General features: G+C 72.8%; 12 protein-coding genes and 1 tRNA gene. 4 read left to right on the top strand and 9 right to left on the bottom strand.

The genetic code is table 11. The features are described from left to right. Nucleotides 1-42 precede the first annotated feature (42 nt). The 9 genes from rho to argS form a co-directional block, all read right to left on the bottom strand. Entirely contained in the window at nucleotides 43-2,106 is a 2,064-nt protein-coding gene (gene rho, locus AB0C17_RS25125; RefSeq protein WP_357480702.1) for a transcription termination factor Rho, read from the bottom strand. Nucleotides 2,107-2,440: 334 nt separating this feature from the next. Beyond that, nucleotides 2,441-3,343: a homoserine kinase gene (thrB, locus tag AB0C17_RS25130; RefSeq protein WP_357383874.1), complete on the bottom strand. Its 903-nt coding sequence runs from the start codon at nucleotides 3,341-3,343 to the stop codon at nucleotides 2,441-2,443. A 64-nt stretch (nucleotides 3,344-3,407) separates the two neighbouring features. Then, nucleotides 3,408-4,652, bottom strand: coding sequence for an MFS transporter (locus AB0C17_RS25135; RefSeq protein WP_357383872.1), 1,245 nt, complete (start codon nucleotides 4,650-4,652; stop codon nucleotides 3,408-3,410). 10 nt (nucleotides 4,653-4,662) lie between these two features. After that, nucleotides 4,663-5,484 (bottom strand): polysaccharide deacetylase family protein, encoded by an 822-nt coding sequence (locus AB0C17_RS25140; protein ID WP_357480705.1) that lies wholly within the window; start codon nucleotides 5,482-5,484, stop codon nucleotides 4,663-4,665. 114 nt (nucleotides 5,485-5,598) lie between these two features. After that, the gene (locus AB0C17_RS25145; protein WP_357480708.1) at nucleotides 5,599-8,844 is read right to left on the bottom strand and encodes an efflux RND transporter permease subunit; all 3,246 of its coding nucleotides are present in this window, start codon (nucleotides 8,842-8,844) and stop codon (nucleotides 5,599-5,601) included. Between the two features lie 125 nt (nucleotides 8,845-8,969). Next, nucleotides 8,970-10,019 (bottom strand): threonine synthase, encoded by a 1,050-nt coding sequence (thrC, locus tag AB0C17_RS25150; protein ID WP_357383866.1) that lies wholly within the window; start codon nucleotides 10,017-10,019, stop codon nucleotides 8,970-8,972. Nucleotides 10,020-10,131: 112 nt separating this feature from the next. Further along, the gene (locus tag AB0C17_RS25155) at nucleotides 10,132-11,436 is read right to left on the bottom strand and encodes a homoserine dehydrogenase (protein ID WP_357480711.1); all 1,305 of its coding nucleotides are present in this window, start codon (nucleotides 11,434-11,436) and stop codon (nucleotides 10,132-10,134) included. Then, nucleotides 11,433-12,842 (bottom strand): diaminopimelate decarboxylase, encoded by a 1,410-nt coding sequence (gene lysA / locus AB0C17_RS25160; RefSeq protein ID WP_357480714.1) that lies wholly within the window; start codon nucleotides 12,840-12,842, stop codon nucleotides 11,433-11,435. Before lysA ends, AB0C17_RS25155 begins: the two co-directional genes overlap by 4 nt. Before the next feature lie 4 nt (nucleotides 12,843-12,846). Further along, entirely contained in the window at nucleotides 12,847-14,514 is a 1,668-nt protein-coding gene (gene argS, locus AB0C17_RS25165) for an arginine--tRNA ligase (RefSeq protein ID WP_357383860.1), read from the bottom strand. Nucleotides 14,515-14,613: 99 nt separating this feature from the next. On the opposite strand from argS, the gene AB0C17_RS25170 reads away from it, so the two are divergent. From AB0C17_RS25170 to AB0C17_RS25185, 4 genes are all read left to right on the top strand, one after another. Beyond that, on the top strand, nucleotides 14,614-15,450 hold the full coding sequence (locus AB0C17_RS25170; RefSeq protein WP_357383858.1) for a DUF3105 domain-containing protein: 837 nt from the start codon (nucleotides 14,614-14,616) through the stop codon (nucleotides 15,448-15,450). 10 nt (nucleotides 15,451-15,460) lie between these two features. After that, a complete protein-coding gene (locus AB0C17_RS25175; protein WP_357383856.1) occupies nucleotides 15,461-16,135 on the top strand; it encodes a DUF305 domain-containing protein in 675 nt (224 codons plus the stop codon). A 379-nt stretch (nucleotides 16,136-16,514) separates the two neighbouring features. After that, nucleotides 16,515-17,210 (top strand): winged helix-turn-helix domain-containing protein, encoded by a 696-nt coding sequence (locus AB0C17_RS25180; protein WP_026267749.1) that lies wholly within the window; start codon nucleotides 16,515-16,517, stop codon nucleotides 17,208-17,210. Between the two features lie 76 nt (nucleotides 17,211-17,286). Further along, nucleotides 17,287-17,358: transfer RNA gene (locus tag AB0C17_RS25185), tRNA-Arg, on the top strand. The last annotated feature ends 83 nt before the right edge of the window (nucleotides 17,359-17,441 follow it).

A 17,441-nucleotide genomic window follows, 5' to 3' on the forward strand; every position in this document is an offset into this window, starting at 1 on the left:
CGGCCGCGTTCGGCCGTGCCCCTCGTGCGTCGGATCGTCAGCTCACTCGCCCGGAGTGGACTTCGCGATCTGCATCAGGAACTCGATGTTGGTGCGGGACTGCTTGAGCCGGTCCAGCAGGAGGTCGAGCGCCGCCTGCGAGTCCAGCGAGTGCAGCACCTTGCGGAGCTTGTGGATGATCGCCAGCTCCTCCGGCGCGAGCAGGACCTCCTCCTTGCGCGTGCCGGAGGGGTTGATGTCGATCGCCGGGAAGACCCGCTTGTCGGCGATCTTCCGGTCCAGCTTCAGCTCGGCGTTACCCGTGCCCTTGAACTCCTCGAAGATGACCGTGTCCGCCATGGACCCGGTCTCCACCAGCGCGGTGGCGAGAATGGTCAGCGAACCGCCGTTCTCGATGTTGCGCGCCGCGCCGAGGAAGCGCTTCGGCGGGTAGAGCGCGGTGGAGTCGATACCACCCGACATGATCCGGCCGCTGGCCGGCGCCGCCAGGTTGTACGACCGCCCGAGCCGGGTCACCGAGTCGAGCAGCACGACCACGTCGTGTCCCAGCTCGACCAGGCGCTTCGCCCGCTCGATCGCCAGCTCCGCGACGGTGGTGTGGTCCTGCGGCGGACGGTCGAACGTGGCCGCGATGACCTCGCCCTTCACCGACCGCTGCATGTCGGTGACCTCTTCCGGCCGCTCGTCGACGAGCACCACCATCAGGTGGCACTCCGGGTTGTTGCGGGTGATCGCGTTCGCGATCGCCTGCAGCACCATCGTCTTACCGGCCTTCGGCGGCGACACGATGAGCGCCCGCTGGCCCTTGCCGATCGGCATGACCAGGTCGATCACCCGGGTGGTGAGGATGTGCGGCTCGGTCTCCAGCCGCAGGCGCTCCTGCGGGTAGAGCGGCGTGAGCTTGTAGAACTCCGGCCGGCGCTTCGCCTCGTCCGGCTCCATCCCGTTGATGGTGTCCAGCCGGACCAGCGGGTTGTACTTGTCGCGCCGCTGCTCGCCGTCCCGCGCGGCCCGCACGGCGCCGGTGATCGCGTCACCGCGGCGCAGGCCGTACTTCTTGATCTGGGACATCGAGACGTACACGTCGTTCGGGCCGGCGAGGTAGCCGGTGGTCCGGACGAAGGCGTAGTTGTCGAGCACGTCGATGATGCCGGCCACCGGGACGAGCACGTCGTCCTCGCCGACCTGCGGCTCGCGGCCGCCACTGCCACCGCCGTCGCCCTCGCCCCGCTCGCCACGGCCGCGACGACGGTCCCGGAACCGGCTGCGCCGGCCCCGCCGGCCGCCGCCCTCGTCGTCGTCGCCGTCGTTGTCCCGCTCGGCGCGCTGACCCCGGTCGTTGCGGTCGCCACGGTCGTTACGGTCACCGCCGCGCTCGTTACGGTCACCGCCGCGCTCGGCCCGCTCGGCCCGCTCGCCACGGTCGCCCCGCTCGTTGCGGTCGCCACGCTCGGCCCGCTCGCCACGGTCACCACGGTCGTTGCGCTCACCGCGCTCGGCCCGGTCACCGCCGCGCTCGGCACGGTCGGCCCGCTCGCCGCCGCGCTCGGCACGCTCACGGCCCCGGCCCTCGTTACGCTCACCGCGCTCGGCCCGGTCACCGCCACGCTCGGCCCGCTCGCCGGTCTCGGCGGGCGCCTCGTCGGCGCGCGCCGTCTCGGCCGGCCGCGCCTCGGCCACCGGCGCCTCGGCCGGTCGTGCCTCGGTGGTCGCGGCGGCAGCCCGGCTGCGGCGACCACGGGTACGACCCTCGGTCACCTCGGCGGCCGGCGCCTGCTCGGCGGGGCGTGCCTCGGCCCGCTCCTCACGGACCTCCGCGTGCACCTCCTCACGGGCGGGAGCGGCAGCCGCCGCCACCTCGGCTCGCGGTCGAGGGGTTCCGGCCGCGGCGCCGCCCTGCTGCCGCTCGGTGATCGCACTGATCAGCTCGCCCTTGCGCATGCGAGCGGTACCAGAGATGCCGAGCGACGCGGCCAGGCTCTGCAGCTCCGGCAGCAGCATCGCCGACAGACCGGTGCCGCTACGCCGGCGGCGCGTGGGGGCGGCGGTGGTGGCATCGCCAGCGACGTTGGAAACATCCGACGTCACGTCGGTGGTGTCGCTCAATGGATTCCTTCCCTCGATAGGCCGGGCTGCCCGGAGTCGTGGAACCAGGTGGCCGGGCGGCCTCGGTGCACCCGCCTCGCATGACGCGTCGCGGGAGTCTGTGACACAGCAGCCGGTGGTTTCCCGACTCACCACCGTCGGTGAGCAGGTCTCGCCGTCTGCGGCGACCTTGGAAACTGCGGCGCGGCGTGGGCCTTGAGCAGGGGTGACGGGCTACCGCCGAGAGCTTCGGGGGTGCGCCGAACCGCAGGAAGATCGCATGCTTCGCGGCTGTGCTAGGTCTAGAGCGTAATCGCCTCGTCCGACCTGCGGCAACAGGGCCCCGCTCGGCGTGTCAAAGTCTACCCCGGATGACCCGGGCACCGCTGACATCTATCGGCAACTCCCAGCGCCGCCAGTCTGTTCCCGCCTGGAAGTCCGCTGAGACCCGGGAGAGCGCCAGCACGGTCGGACCCGCCCCGCTGACCACAGCCGCCACACCCGCCGCACGCAGCGCGGCGACGAGCGCCGCCGTGGCGGGCATGCCCGGGGCCCGCTGGTCCTGGTGCAGCCGGTCGACGGTGGCGGGAAGCAGCAGCGCGGGGTCGGCGGTGAGCGCGTGCACCAGCAGGGCCGCCCGGCCGGCGTTCGACGCCGCGTCGGCGTGCGGCACGGTGGCCGGGAGCGCCGCGCGGGCCACCGAGGTCAGGCCCCGCTCGGCGGGCACGAACACCGTCGGGCGCACGGCCGCCGCCACCGGCAGCGATACCGCCCGCGCCCCGCCCGGTTCCGTCCAGGCGATCGTGAAGCCGCCGAGCAGGCAGGGCGCGACGTTGTCCGGATGCCCCTCCAGCTCGGCCGCCAGCCGCAGCGCGGCGTCGTCGTCCATCCGCCGCTCGCCGCCTGCAACCAGCGCGCGGGCCGCCAGCACCCCGGCCACGATCGCCGCCGACGACGAGCCGAGCCCGCGGGCCTGCGGGATGCGGTTGACGCACTCCAGCGCCAGGCCGGCCGGCTGCGCGCCGAGCGCGTCGAAGGTGGCCCGCATGGCGGTGACGATCAGGTGCCGCTCGTCCGACGGCAGCTCGCCGGCGCCCTCGCCGGTGACCGACACCCGTACGCCGCCGTCCGTCACCTCGGCCGTGACGTCGTCGTGGCGGCCGAGGGCCAGCCCGAGCGCGTCGAAGCCGGGGCCCAGGTTGGCGCTGGTCGCGGGCACCCGGACCCGTACCGGGCCGGGGATGAATGTGGTCGGCACCGGCTCATGCTAGGACGTACGGCGGACAAGCCGTCCGTACCGCCCGGAGCGTGAGACCGACGTGTCATCCCGCCCGGTCCGGCACCGGCACGTCGACCGGGTCGGTGAGCGAGAGCCGCCGGGTGGCGAACCGCCAGCCGATCGCGTACAGGACTGTGACCAGGCCACAGCCGGCGAGCACGGTGCGCTCGTCCACCCGGTCCACGACGAGCGCCACCACCAGCTGGCTCACCGCGATGGCGAGCGTCGCCAGCATCATGTCGGTGGCGAAGACCCGGCCGCGCAGCCGGTCCGGCACCTCGCCCTGCAACGCGTAGTTGGACAGCACCCAGTTGCTGCCGCCGCCCAGGTGGGCCAGGAAGACCAGGACCAGCACCAGCGGGAACCAGGTCACCACTGAGGCGCCCAGGTAGGCCAGGCCGTACATCGACATGGACAGTGCCAGGCCGGTGAGCAGCCAGGCCCGGTTGCTCAGCACCCGGCGCATCATGATCGGGCCGACCAGGGCCCCGGCGCCACGGGCGGCGAAGAGCAGCCCGGCGCCGACCGCGCCGACCCCGTACACCCCGGCGAGCAGCGGGAAGACGGTGAGCACGCCGTTGCCCAGGCCGACCGCCGACTTGACGGTCACCAGCGCCAGCACGCGCGGACGGTGGGCGATGTAGCGCAGCGCCTCCCGGATCGCCGCCCAGGTGCGCGGCACCGCCGCCGCCGGGTCGCGCGGCGCCTGCAACGGCCGGCGGATCAGCGCGGCCAGGCCCGCGGCGGCGACCAGGCCGACCGCCGCCACCCAGAAGCTGGCGTACGGCCCGGCGGCGGCGCTCAGGATGCCGCCGAGCGAGGCGCCGACCACCGTCATCGTGCCCCACGCGGAACCGGCGACCGCGTTGCCCGCCGCCAGGTCCTCCGGGTCGACCACGTTCGGCAGCGCCGCCTGGGCCGCGGGCGAGTAGAACGCCTTCGCCACCGCCACCAGCGCGATCGCCGCCAGCGCCAGCCAGGCCGTGCCGGCGCCGCGCACGCCGAGCAGCAGCAGCACACCGGCGAGCGCGCCCACGTTCGCCACCATCATCACCGTGCGGCGGTCGAACCGGTCGGCGACGGTCCCGGCGTACGGGAGCAGCAACGCCGTGGTGCCGGTGTCCACCGCCAGCACCAGCGCGCCCCAGACGCCGCTGCCGGTCAGGTCGGGCAGCAGCACCAGCAGCGGCACCATGACGAACCAGTCCGCGCCGAAGACCACCAGCTGGGCGAGGAACAGGTGGCGGAAGTCGCGATTGCGGACGACTACCGAGAGGGTGGGTGACACGCGGGGCACCCTACCGGGCCGCCCCCGGCGCGGCAGTGCGGCGCAGCAGATCGGAGACCGTGACGAAGGTGTATCCCCGGGCGCGAAGCCCGTCGATGATGTCGGGCAGGCCGCGCAGCGCCACCAGCCGCGAGTCGGCGCCCACGTCGTGGGCGAGCAGGATCGTGCCGGGGCGCATGTCGGCGACGATCCGCCGGGCGTGCCCGGCCGGGTCGTGCGGGAAGTCGCCCTCGACCATCTGGAGCGTCCAGAGCACCACGCGGTAGCCCAGCCGGGCCGACGCGTAGAGCACCGAACCGCCCAGGTGCCCCCAGGGCGGGCGGAGCAGCCGGGGCGCCGAACCGGTGGCCGCGGTGATCGCGTCGTGGCTGCGGCGCAGGTCGTCGTAGACGGTAGCGGCGTCCATCCGGGCCAGATCGCGGTGCGCCCAACTGTGGTTGCCGACCTCGTGCGCGTCCATCCGGCCCCGCAGCAGCGCGGCGTGCTCGCGGGCCCGCTCACCGACCAGGAAGAAGGTGGCCGGCACCCGGTGCTCGGCGAGCGTGTCGAGCACCATCGGGGTCCACTGTGGGCGCGGGCCGTCGTCGAAGGTGAGCGCCACCAGGGGCTCCTCGGTGCGCACCCCCCAGACCACCTGAACACCGCCGGTGCCGACCTCCTGGTGGCGGTTGCCGAGCGTGGCGCTGGCCGGCCCGCCCGCGATCGGGAGCCGGCGGTCGGCAACCCAGGTGCTCTCGGCGGTCGCGGCGGAGCCGATCGCCGCACCGCCGAGCAACAGCGCGGAGCGGCGCAGCAGGCTACGCCGATCCCAACGGCCCGTGGCCCCCGCCATCACGCCTCCGAACCGAAAGTGTGCAAAATCTCACTGAGCGTACCGCCCGGTGTTGCTCTGGTGTGTCCCGCGCATTGAGGCGCCGGGAGGGGCCCACGGGCCCCTCCCGGCCCGTTACTCGGTGGGCGGAAGCGGCGAGCGGCGGCTCTTGGGCAGGCGCAGCACCTCGAACTGGTCGGTGCCGTCGACAAGCGCGCCCGACGGGCGGGCCGGCGGCGGCGCGACCTCGGCCCGTTCCCCGGACCGTTCCGCGGCCCCGCCGGCCGGCACCGGCACCGGGTCCGGCTGCGGCTGCGGCTCGACCGGCTCGGCAACGCCCCGCCGGCGGTTCCGGAACGAGCCCTTCGTGTGCTCGACCATGGTGTAGAGCGTCGGCACCAGCACCAGCGTCAGCAGCGTCGAGCTGAGCAGGCCGCCGATCACCACGATCGCGAGCGGCTTGGAGATGAAGCCGCCCTCACCGGTCAGGCCGAGCGCCATCGGCAGCAACGCGAAGATGGTGGCCACCGCGGTCATCAGGATCGGCCGCAACCGGCGCCGGCCGCCCTCGACCACCGCCTCGGTCACGCCCATGCCCTGTGCCCGGTACTGGTTGATCAGGTCCAGCAGCACGATCGCGTTCGTCACCACGATGCCGACGAGCATGAGCACACCGATCAGCGCCGGCACGCCCAGCGGTGTGCGGGTGACCAGCAGCAGCCCGATCGCGCCGGTAGCGGCGAACGGCACCGAGATCAGCAGGATCAGCGCCTGGGTCAGGCTGCGGAACGTGGCCACCATGATCAGGAAGACGATCGCGATGGCGGCCAGCACCGCGAGACCGAGGTCCGCGAACGCGTCGGCCTGGTCGGCGCTGACACCGCCGATCACGTACGTGGCACCCGGCACGTCCAGCGCGTCCAGCCGCTTCTGCAGCTCCTGCGTGGTGGCGCCGAGGTTCGAGCCGGTCGCCGTGCCGGTGACCGAGACGCTGCGCTCCCCGTCGATCCGGGTCACCTGCTGCGGGCCCTCGACCTGGTTGACGTCGGCGATCGCGTCCAGCGGCACCGCGCCGACCCGCAGCGCCCGCAGTTCCTCGACGGTGAGCGGCGGCCGGGCGCCGCTGCTCAGCACCACGGTCTGCGTCGAGCCGTCCAGCGTCACCTGCCCGAGCGGCGCCCCCCGGTACGTCTGCGCGACGAGCTGCCCCACGGCCGCCTCGGTGAGACCCGCGCGGGCCGCGGCGACCCGGTCCACAGTCACCTCGACGCGCGGCACCTGGGTGGCCAGGCTGGTGGTCACGTCCTCCACGCCCGGCGTGCCGGCCAGCGCGCCCCGCGCCGCCTCGGCCGCCCGGGCCAGCGTCTCCTGGTCGGCGGCCTGCACCACCACCTCGACCTGGTTGGCGGAGGCGTTCTGCCCGCCGCCGAACGTCAACTCGCCCACCTCCGGGCCGAGCGCGTCGAACTCCTTGCGCAGGGCCTGCCGTACCGTCGCGGCGTCGGTGTCGTCGGACAGCGACAGCGACCAGGTGGCCCGGTCGCTGCCGCCGCCGGCGAACGGGTTGTCCCCACCACCGGCGCTGACCTGGTAGGTCTCCACCCCCGAGGTACGCCGCAGCACCTCCTCGACCCGCGCGGCGGCCCGGTCGGTGCCGGCGAGCGAGGTGCCGGCCGGCATCTCCTGCCGGATGGCGAGCGTGTCCTGGCCGGAGTCGTCCAGGAAGTTCGTCTCCAGCTTCTGCGCCAGGCCGAACGTGCCCAGCAGCACGAGCAGGCCGAGACCGACGGTGGCCCAGCGGGTCTTCCGCGAGCGGGTCGCGAAGTCGATCACCGGCAAATACGCCCGCTGCAACGGGTTGCGCAGCTCCTTCTCCTCGGCGGCCCGCCGGGCGGCGGCGTCGTCGGCACCGCCGCGCGGGCGCAGGAACCAGTACGCCAGCACCGGGATGACGGTCAGCGACACCAGCAGCGAGGCGAGCAGCGCCACCGTCACGGTGATCGCGAACGGGGCGAACAACTGCCCGACGAAGCCGCCCACCAGGGCGATCGGCGCGAACACGGCGACGGTGGTGAGCGTGGACGCGGTCACCGCGCCGGCCACCTCGCGGACCGCGGTCAGGATGGCGTCCCGCTTCGGTTCGCCGTACTCCAGATGGCGTTTGATGTTCTCCAGCACCACGATGGAGTCGTCCACCACCCGCCCGACCGCGATGGTCAGCGCGCCGAGGGTGAGCAGGTTCAGCGAGTAGTCGCCGGACCAGAGCACGATCAGCGCGACCAGCACGGACAGCGGGATGGACACCGCGGTGACCACCGTGGAGCGCACCGACAGCAGGAACACCAGGATCACCACGACGGCCATGACCAGGCCCAGCAGGCCCTCGGTGGTCAGGCTCTCGATGGACCGCTCGACGAACGGGGCCTGGTCGAAGACCACTGTCAGCTCCGCGCCCGCGGCGTCACCCAGCTCGTCCAGCCGGTCCCGCACGTCGTGCGAGATCTCCACCGCGTTGCCGTCCGGAGCGGCGGTCACCGCGATACCCAGGCTGGGCTTGCCGTTGGTACGGGTCAGCGAGGTGGCCGGGGCGAGCTGCTGCTCCACCGCCGCCACGTCGCCGAGGCGTACCGGGGCGGCGGGAGCGGTGGTCAGCACGATGCCGCGCAGGTCGTCGAGCGTACGGATGGGGGTGCCGACCTGGACCGGCAGCGACCGGTCGCCGTCGGCGAGCGCGCCCGCCGGCACCGCCACGCCGTTGCTCTTGAGCGCCGAGGCGATGGCGGTCGGCGCCACCTTGGCGGCGGCCAGCTTCGCCGGGTCCGGCGTGATCGTCACGACCTGGTCCCGGGCGCCGGTGACGTCCACCGAGCGGACCCCGTCCAGCGCCTCCAGCTCCGGCACGACCGCGTTGCGCAGCTTCTCCGCCAGCGCCCGCTCGTCGCCGTCGCCGGTCGCGGCGACCACCAGGGCGGGCAGGTCGTCGGTGCTACCGGCGATCACCTGCGGGTCGACGCCCTCGGGGAGCTGGGAGTCAATCCGGTTGAGCGCGGTCTCCATCTTGTTCACGACGTCGTCCAGGTCGGTGCCGAACTCGTACTGCACCTGGACCGTGACCGCGCCCTCGCGCGAGGTGGAGGTGACCTTGTCCAGGCCGGGGATGCCCTGGAGGCTGTTCTCGATCGGCTCGGCGACCTGGGATTCCACGATCTCCGGCGCGGCGCCCGGGTACGTCGCCACGATGAACGCGGCGGGAAACTCCAGCGACGGCAGGAGCTGCTGCTTCAGCGACGGCACGGCGAACAGGCCGAAGGCCGTGGTCACCAACGCGACGAGGGCGATCAGGCCCCGGTTGGCGAGGCTGAATCTGGCGAGCAGCGACATCGGCGTTACTCACTCCTGAGAGGTGTCCGGCGGGGGGTGTCTGAGTCTGCCGCACGCCCCGGCACTCCCGGCATCCGCCCCGGCCGATGACACTCCCGCCGGCGCCGCCCGCCGACGCCTCGCCCTCAGACCAGGTCGAGGGAACGCGCGGCGGCCAGCGCGTCGTTGGCGATGGTCACCGGCGCCGGCGCGGTGGAGATCGCCCACTCCGGGTCCTTCAGGCCGTGCCCGGTGACCGTGCAGACCACCCGCGACCCGGCCGGCACCCGTCCGGCAGCGGCCTGCTGGAGCAGACCGGCGACGCTGGCCGCGCTGCCCAGCTCGACGAAGACGCCCACCTCGCGGGCCAGCAGCCGGTACGCCGACAGGATCTCCCGGTCGGTGACCGCCGAGATCAGGCCGTCCGAGGCGTCCCGCGCGTCGAGGGCCTTCGTCCAGCTCGCCGGGTTGCCGATCCGGATGGCGGTGGCGATGGTCGACGGCTCCGGCACCACCTGCCCGGTGACGATCGGCGCGGCGCCGGCCGCCTGGAAGCCGTACATCCGGGGGGCCTTCGTGGCGTTGCCGTCGCGCAGGTCCTCGGAGTAGCCCATCCAGTACGCGGTGATGTTGCCGGCGTTGCCGACCGGCAGGCAGTGGATGTCGGGCGCGTCGCCGAGCGCCTCGACGATCTCGAAGGCGGCGGTCTTCTGGCCGTGCAGCCGGTCGATGTTGACGGAGTTGACCAGCGCGACCGGGTAGTCCTGGGCGAGCTTGCCGGCGAGCCCGAGACAGTCGTCGAAGTTGCCCTGCACCTGGAGCAGCTTCGCGCCGTGCACGAGCGCCTGGGCCAGCTTGCCCAGCGCGATCTTGCCCTGCGGCACCAGCACCGCGCAGGTGATCCCGGCCCGGGCCGCGTACGCGGCGGCGGAGGCGCTGGTGTTGCCGGTGGAGGCGCAGATGATCGCCTTGTCACCGGCCTCGACGGCCTTGGAGACCGCGACAGTCATGCCCCGGTCCTTGAACGAGCCGGTCGGGTTGGCGCCCTCGACCTTGAGCCACACGTCCGCGCCGACCCGGGCGGAGAGCACCGGCGCCGGCAGCAGCGGCGTGTCGCCCTCGTGCAGGGTGACGACGGGAGTCGCCTCGGTGACCGGCAGCCGATCCCGGTACGCCTCGATCAGTCCCCGCCACATGTCGTGCTCCTCGCCTCTGTCGCCCCGCTCCGGGGCCTGCCACCAGCGTGACCCAGCCGGCTCGGCCGGTCACCGGCACACCCTGACCTAACCATCAGGCGGGACGCGTGGGTTACGCGCCGCCCTCCACCCGCAACACACTCGTCACCGACCTGACGATGTCGAGTCCGCGCAGCTCACGCACGGTGGCCGCGAGCGCGGCGTCGGGCGCGACATGGGTGACGATAACCAGCTCCGCGTCGCCGCCGGCCGGCCCCTGACGAACGGTGGCGATGGACACCTCGTGCCGGGCGAAGACGCCGGCCACCCCGGCCAGCACGCCCGGACGGTCGGCCACGTCGAGGCTGATGTGGTAGCGGGTGAGCGCCTCCCCCATCGGCCGCACCGGCAGGTCCGCGTACGCCGACTCGCTCGCCGCGCGCACCCCGGCGAGGCGGTTGCGGGCCACCGCCACCACGTCGCCGAGCACCGCGCTGGCGGTGGGCGCGCCACCGGCGCCCCGGCCGTAGAACATGAGCTGCCCGGCGGCGTCGGCCTCGACGAAGACCGCGTTGAACGCGTCGCCGACGCTGGCGAGCGGATGGGTCAGCGGGATCATCGCCGGGTGCACCCGGACGTTCACGGTCTCCCGGCCCCCGGGGTCGACGCCCCGGGCCGCGATGCAGAGCAGCTTGATCGTGCAGCCCATGGCCTTGGCGCTGGCCACGTCGGCGGCGGTCACCTCGGTGATGCCCTCGCGGTGCACGTCGGCGGCGGTCACCCGGGTGTGGAACGCCAGCGAGGCGAGGATGGCCGCCTTGGCGGCGGCGTCGAAGCCCTCCACGTCGGCCGTCGGGTCGGCCTCGGCGTACCCCAGCTCGGTGGCCTCCTCCAGCGCCTCGGCGAACCCGGCGCCGGTGGCGTCCATGGCGGAGAGGATGAAGTTCGTGGTGCCGTTCACGATGCCGGTGACCCGGGTGATCCGGTCGCCGTGCAGCGACTCGCGCAGCGGGCGCAGCAGCGGGATGGCCCCGGCGACGCTCGCCTCGTAGTAGAGGTCGGCACCACCCTCGGCGGCGGCGTCGTGCAGTGACGCGCCGTCCTCGGCGAGCAGCGCCTTGTTGGCGGTGACCACGCTCTTGCCCGCGCGCAGCGCCTCGACCAGCCAGCCCCGGGCCGGCTCGATGCCGCCGACCACCTCGACCACGACGTCCACGTCGTCGCGCTTGATCAGCCCGAGCGCGTCGGTGGTGAACAGCGCCGAGTCGACCGGCAGGTCGCCGCGGTCACGGCCGATCCGGCGTACGGCGATCCCGACGATCTCCAGCGGGGCGCCGATCCGGGCGGCGAGGTCTTCCGACTGCTCGTGCAGCAGCCGGACCACGTCGCTGCCGACAGTGCCGCAGCCGAGCAGCGCCAAGCGAACCGGTGAGGTCATCCCACATCCAATGCCAGCAGGTCGTCTTCGGTCTCCCGGCGGACGATCAGCCGCGCCCGACCTTCGCGGACGGCGACGACCGGCGGCCGCGGGACATGGTTGTAGTTGCTCGCCATGCTCCGGCAGTAGGCCCCGGTGCCGGGCACCGCGACAAGATCTCCGGGCTGCACGTCAGCGGGCAGGAATTCATCCTTCACCACGATGTCCCCGGACTCACAATGCTTTCCCACCACGCGGGCGAGTATCGGCTGCGCGGCCGACGTGCGGTTCGCCACGGTGGCCGAGTACGAGGCGTCGTACAGGGCGGTACGGATGTTGTCGCTCATCCCCCCGTCCACGCTGACATAAGCACGACCAGCCACCGCGTCACCGCCAGTGCCCAGCGGCACGGACTTGACGGTCCCGACCTCATAGAGCGTGAACACGGCCGGACCGACGATCGCGCGGCCCGGCTCGATGGACAGGTGCGGCACGGCCAGGTTCTCCGCCGCGCACTCCCCGTCGACGATCTTGCGGAGCCGCTTCGCCAGCTCGTACGGCGAGGCCGGGTCGTCCTGGGTGGTGTACGCGATGCCGAAGCCGCCGCCCAGGTCCAGCTCGGGCAGCTCCACGCCGCGCGCGTCGCGGATCTGCGCCTGGAGGGCGAGCACCCGGCGGGCGGACACCTCGAAGCCGCTGGCGTCGAAGATCTGCGAGCCGATGTGCGAGTGCAGCCCGCGCAGCTCCAGCACGTCCTCGTCGAGGATCTTGAAGGCGGCCGCCGCGGCGGCGCCGCCCGCCAGCGAGAACCCGAACTTCTGGTCCTCGTGCGCGGTGGCGATGAACTCGTGGGTGTGCGCCTCCACGCCGACGGTGACCCGGATCAGCACCATCGGGCGTACCCCGCGCTCGCGGGCCAGCTCGGAGAGCCGGTCGATCTCGGTGAACGAGTCGACGATGATCCGGCCCACGCCGGCGTCCACCGCCCGGGTCAGCTCCGCCACCGACTTGTTGTTGCCGTGGAAGCCGATCCGCGCAGGCTCCATCCCGGCCGACAGCGCGGTGGCCAGCTCACCGCCGGTGCAGACGTCGAGGAACAGGCCCTCCTCGGCGATCATCCGGACCACGGCGCGGCACAGGAACGCCTTGCCGGCGTAGTAGACGTCCGCGTCCGGGAAGGCCGCCCGGAACTCCCGGCAGCGCTCGCGCAGGTCGTCCTCGTCGAGCACGTACGCCGGGGTGCCGTACTCGGCGGCCAGGTCGCCGGCGTCCACGCCCGCGACGGTCAGCACGCCGCCGGGGCCCCGCGCCACGTTGCGCGGCCACAGGTGCGGCACCAGGGCGTTGACGTCGACCGGGGTACGCAGCCAGGCTGGCCCCCGGGTGCCGATCTCGCCGTGCAGCGCGCCCGCCTCGTGAGCCCTCATGCCGTCACATCCGCTCCGGCGCGGACACCCCGAGCAGGTGCAGGCCGTTGGCGACGACCACCCGGGTGGCGTCGTTGAGCCAGAGCCGGGCCCGGTGGGTGTCGGTGATCTCCTCGTCGCCCTGCGGGGCGATCCGGCAGTTGTCGTAGAACCGGTGGTACGCCTGCGCGACGCTCTCCTCCAGGTAGCGCGCCACCCGGTGCGGTTCGCGCAGCTCGGCGGCGGTGGCCACCACGGCCGGGAACTCGGCGAGAGCCTTGAGCAGCTCGTTCTCCTTGTCGTGGCCGAGCAGCTCCGGCTGGAACGCGGCGGCGTCGCCACGGGTCAGCCCGATCTCGGCCGCGTTGCGGGCCGCCCCGGCGGTGCGCGCCGCGACGTACTGCACGTAGTAGACCGGGTTGTCGTTCTTGGCCCGGGTCCACAGCTCCACGTCGATATCGATCGGCGAGTCGGCCGAGTAGCGGGCCAGCGCGTACCGGGCGGCGTCCACGCCGATCGCGTCGACCAGGTCCTCCAGCGTGACCACGGTGCCGGCCCGCTTGCTCATCCGCACCGGGGCGCCGTCGCGGACCAGGTTGACCAGCTGGCCGATGAGGATCTCCAGGTTGCGCGCCGGGTCGTCGCCGAAGCACGCGGACATCGCCTTCATCCGGCCGATGTAGCCGTGGTGGTCGGCACCCAGCATGATCACGACCCGGTCGAAGCCGCGCTCCCGCTTGTTCAGGTAGTAGGCGCAGTCGGCGGCGAAGTAGGTCCACTCGCCGTTGGACTTGCGCAGCACCCGGTCCTTGTCGTCGCCGAACTCGGTGGTGCGCAGCCAGGTCGCGCCCTCGGACTCGAAGACGTGCCCCTGCTCGCGCAGCCGGGCCAGCGCCGCGTCCAGCGCGCCCCGGTCGTGCAGGTCCTTCTCGTTGAAGTAGGTGTCGAACTCCACCCCGAAGTCGCGCAGCGAGGACTTGATCTCGGCGAACATGAGCTGGACGCCCTCGGTCCGGAACACATCCTGGGCGGCGTCCTCGGGAAGCTCGAGCACATCCGGCCGCAGCCGGACCACCTCGGCGGCGATCTCCGCGATGTACGCGCCGCCGTAGCCGTCCTCCGGCGCGGGCTCGCCCTTCGCGGCGGCCAGCAGCGAGCGGGCGAACCGGTCGATCTGGGAGCCGGCGTCGTTGAAGTAGTACTCGGTGCCCACGTCGGCGCCGGTGGCGCGGAGCAGGCGGCTGAGCGCGTCGCCGACGGCCGCCCAGCGGACCCCGCCGATGTGCACCGGGCCGGTCGGGTTCGCCGAGACGAACTCCAGGTTGATCCGCTGACCGGCGAGCGTGTCGCTGCGCCCGTACGCCGGACCGGCCTCGACGATGACCTTGGCGAGCTGACCGGCGGCGGCCGCGTCCAGGCGGACGTTGAGGAAGCCGGGCCCGGCGATCTCCACCGACTTGATCCCCGGCGCCTTGGCCAGCTCGTCGGCCAGCGCGGTGGCCAGCTCCCGCGGGGGCACACCCACCTTCTTGCTGAGCTGGAGCGCCAGCGTCGAGGCGTAGTCACCGTGATCCGGATTACGGGGTCGCTCGACGGTGGTCTGCGCGGGCAGCGCGGCGCGGTCCAGTCCCCGCTCGTCGAAGACGGCGTGGGCTGCGGCGAGGACGACCTCGGCGAGTTCTGCGGGAGTCACTGATCCATGTTATCGGGGGTAGACTCGGGCACCGCGGCGGCGACCCAGCATGTGAACCGGTCCCGCGCTCCCCCTGACCGACCGACCTGACGAGGCACGATGAGCATCAGCACCCCGGGCGGCCCGGAACGCCGTCCCACCGTGGTCAGCACCGGCAAGAAGCCGGCCGCCGGCCGGCCCGCGGCTGCCGACAAGCCCGCCGCGAAGGCCGGCTCGGGCAAGGCCGGGGGCGGCAAGGGCACGCCACGGCAGGGCGCCGGGGGCAAGGGCCGCAAGCCGGTCACCCCGGTGAAGGTCAGCCAGGGCCGCTCCTGGGGTCCGATCGCCCTCTTCGTCGCGGTCGGCGTCCTGGCCGTGGGCATCATCGGCGCCGGCGCCTGGGCGGTCTACCAGGGCGCCCAGCCCTGGCAGAAGCGGGCCGAGGCGATCGACGGCATCGTCGACTACCGCGCCAAGGACAAGGACCTGGTCAAGGGCGGTAACCACCAGCCCGGCACGATCAAGTACGACATCGCCCCGCCGGTCGGCGGCCCGCACAACCAGGCCTGGCAGAACTGCATGGGTGACGTCTACGACGCCCCGATCGCCAACGAGCACGCGGTGCACAGCCTGGAGCACGGCACGGTCTGGATCACCTACCGCCCGGACCTGCCCGCCGACCAGGTGGAGAAGCTGCGCGGCAAGGTGCAGGGCAAGGAGAAGCTGATGCTCAGCCCGTTCGAGGGTCTGGACAAGCCGATCTCCCTCCAGGCCTGGGGCTACCAGCTCAAGGTCGACAACGCCGACGACGGCCGGATCGACGAGTTCATCAAGACGCTGCGGGTGAACGCCTCCATCGAGGGCCCGAACGCGCTCTGCGACCAGGGCGTCACCGCCACCGGCACCGCCCCGCGGGACAACCTGCAGAACAACATGCCCCAGCAGCCCACCCAGTGAGGAAGCCGCGATGACCGCTCCGGTGACCACCGACGACGAGCTGGACGAGGCTCCGGCCGCCGACCAGGGCGGCCGGGGCGCGGTGCGCCGCTACGGCCTGCTGGCGGTGGCCGCCGCCCTCGTGGTCGGGCTGGTCCTCGGGTACGCGGGCGGCCTGCTCACCCCGACGCTCACCCGGCCCGGTGAGAACTCGCCGGAGGCCGGGTTCGCCCGGGACATGACCGCGCACCACAACCAGGCAGTGGCCATGGGCCTGCTGGCGTTCAGCCAGGGCCAGGACCCCGAGGTACGCCAGGTCGGCGTGGACATCGCCACCGGCCAGCAGGGCGAGATCGGCACCATGCAGACCTGGCTGCGCTCCTGGAAGCTGGACCCGACCGGTGACCAGGCCCCGATGGCGTGGATGCCGGACGGCGGCGGGCTGATCAAGGACGGCCTCATGCCGGGCATGGCGACGCCGGAGGAGATGGCGAAGCTGCGCGCGGCGAGCGGTCGCGAGTTCGACGTGCTCTTCCTCCAGATGATGATCCGCCACCACATCGGCGGGGTGCACATGATCGACGGCATCCTCGACGAGGGGCACGACGACGACGTGCTGGCGGTCGCCCAGGTCATGAAGAACACCCAGCAGAACGACCTGACCAACCTGAGCGCCGCCCTGAAGCGCCTGGGCGGCACCCCGTAAACACCCGCACCACTCACCACCGAGGCCCGGTCCCCCTCCCAGGGGCACCGGGCCTCACCCATCCCCGCCCTCCCCACCCCCACCCCCGCCCCGCGATCTTGCAGTTGCTGCCCCCTGGATGCCGGATTCGCCCCGTTATAGGAGGGCCGAAAGTGCAAGATCGCGAGGGCCAGGGCAGACCCCTGGAGATCTTGGTACGGGGGCGCCCTCGGGGAGGGCGGTTTCGTACCAAGATCTTGGGGGGTGAGGGCCACGCATTGTCCGGAATGTTCGGTATGGGCGTTTGTAACGGTTTGGGGTTAACGGGTCATTGTGGGGGTTGGAGAGTTTTCTACCCACATATCGTGACCAGTTGCGATTCGGGCTCGTTGCCCAAGACGTGGGGGTTGCACTCAGAGACGCAGGGCGGTCGGTGACCAGCTGGTGCCGACGCCACACCATCGGCGGTGACGGAGCGGTGGCAGCCGTCCGTCGCGGACTGCGGCAGGGCGAGCCGGGAACGCTCAGCCGCGAACAGGAACTCGAACTCATCGACGTGCTCCGGGGGGTCCACCCCGACGAGTTCGGCCTCGACGAGGAGCTCTGGACACGGCAGAGCCTGACCGCCCTCATCGAGCGCCGGTTCGGGCTGGCGATGGACGCCGGCACCGTCGGGGCGTACCTGCGGGCCTGGGGGCTCGGGCCGCGCGAGCCGCGCGAGCGGGCCTGCGGCCTGTGCGTCGGCGCGGTCGAGCGCTGGGTACGCAGCGAGTACCCGGCGATCACGCGGGCGGCCCAGGAGCACGCCGCCGAGGTCTACTGGATCGGCCGGGTACGCCTGCGCGGCACCATGCCCGCCGCCGACGTGGTGTCGGCGGTCTCCTCGCGGGGGCGGGTGCGGTTCATGGTGACCACACCGTCGGTGGATCCGCCGCTGCCCCGGGACTTCGTCCTGCGGCTCAGCGGCGCCGAGGAACGCACGGTCCACCTGATCGTGGACGGCTCGTGGCCGCGCAACGAGTGGCCCCGCCGGCTGCCTCGGCGGGTCGTGCTGCACCCGCTGCCGAGCTGCGGTCGCGCCGTCGCCGCCGCCTGATCCGACGAAGATCGACTCGCGGGGGTACCGATTCGGTGATCCGGGAGGGGGTTTGCTACTCTTCTCGGGTCGCTGAGCCCCCGTAGCTCAGGGGATAGAGCACCGCCCTCCGGAGGCGGGGGCGCAGGTTCGAATCCTGCCGGGGGCACACTTGCTAGCAAACCTCGATCACCACAAGGCCCTTGACCAGACCGGTCGAGGGCCTTCGTCGTGTCCAGGCCATCTGAGCGA

The sequence above is a fragment of the Micromonospora sp. NPDC048887 genome, from assembly GCF_040649715.1.
Lineage (GTDB): Bacteria > Actinomycetota > Actinomycetes > Mycobacteriales > Micromonosporaceae > Micromonospora.

Coding starts and splice junctions, on each gene's coding strand:
- AB0C17_RS25140 (WP_357480705.1), bottom strand. CDS start 5,484: ATGGCGGGGGCCACGGGCCGTTGGGATCGGCGTAGCCTGCTGCGCCGC.
- AB0C17_RS25145 (WP_357480708.1), bottom strand. CDS start 8,844: ATGTCGCTGCTCGCCAGATTCAGCCTCGCCAACCGGGGCCTGATCGCC.
- thrC (WP_357383866.1), bottom strand. CDS start 10,019: ATGTGGCGGGGACTGATCGAGGCGTACCGGGATCGGCTGCCGGTCACC.
- AB0C17_RS25155 (WP_357480711.1), bottom strand. CDS start 11,436: ATGACCTCACCGGTTCGCTTGGCGCTGCTCGGCTGCGGCACTGTCGGC.
- lysA (WP_357480714.1), bottom strand. CDS start 12,842: ATGAGGGCTCACGAGGCGGGCGCGCTGCACGGCGAGATCGGCACCCGG.
- AB0C17_RS25170 (WP_357383858.1), top strand. CDS start 14,614: ATGAGCATCAGCACCCCGGGCGGCCCGGAACGCCGTCCCACCGTGGTC.
- AB0C17_RS25175 (WP_357383856.1), top strand. CDS start 15,461: ATGACCGCTCCGGTGACCACCGACGACGAGCTGGACGAGGCTCCGGCC.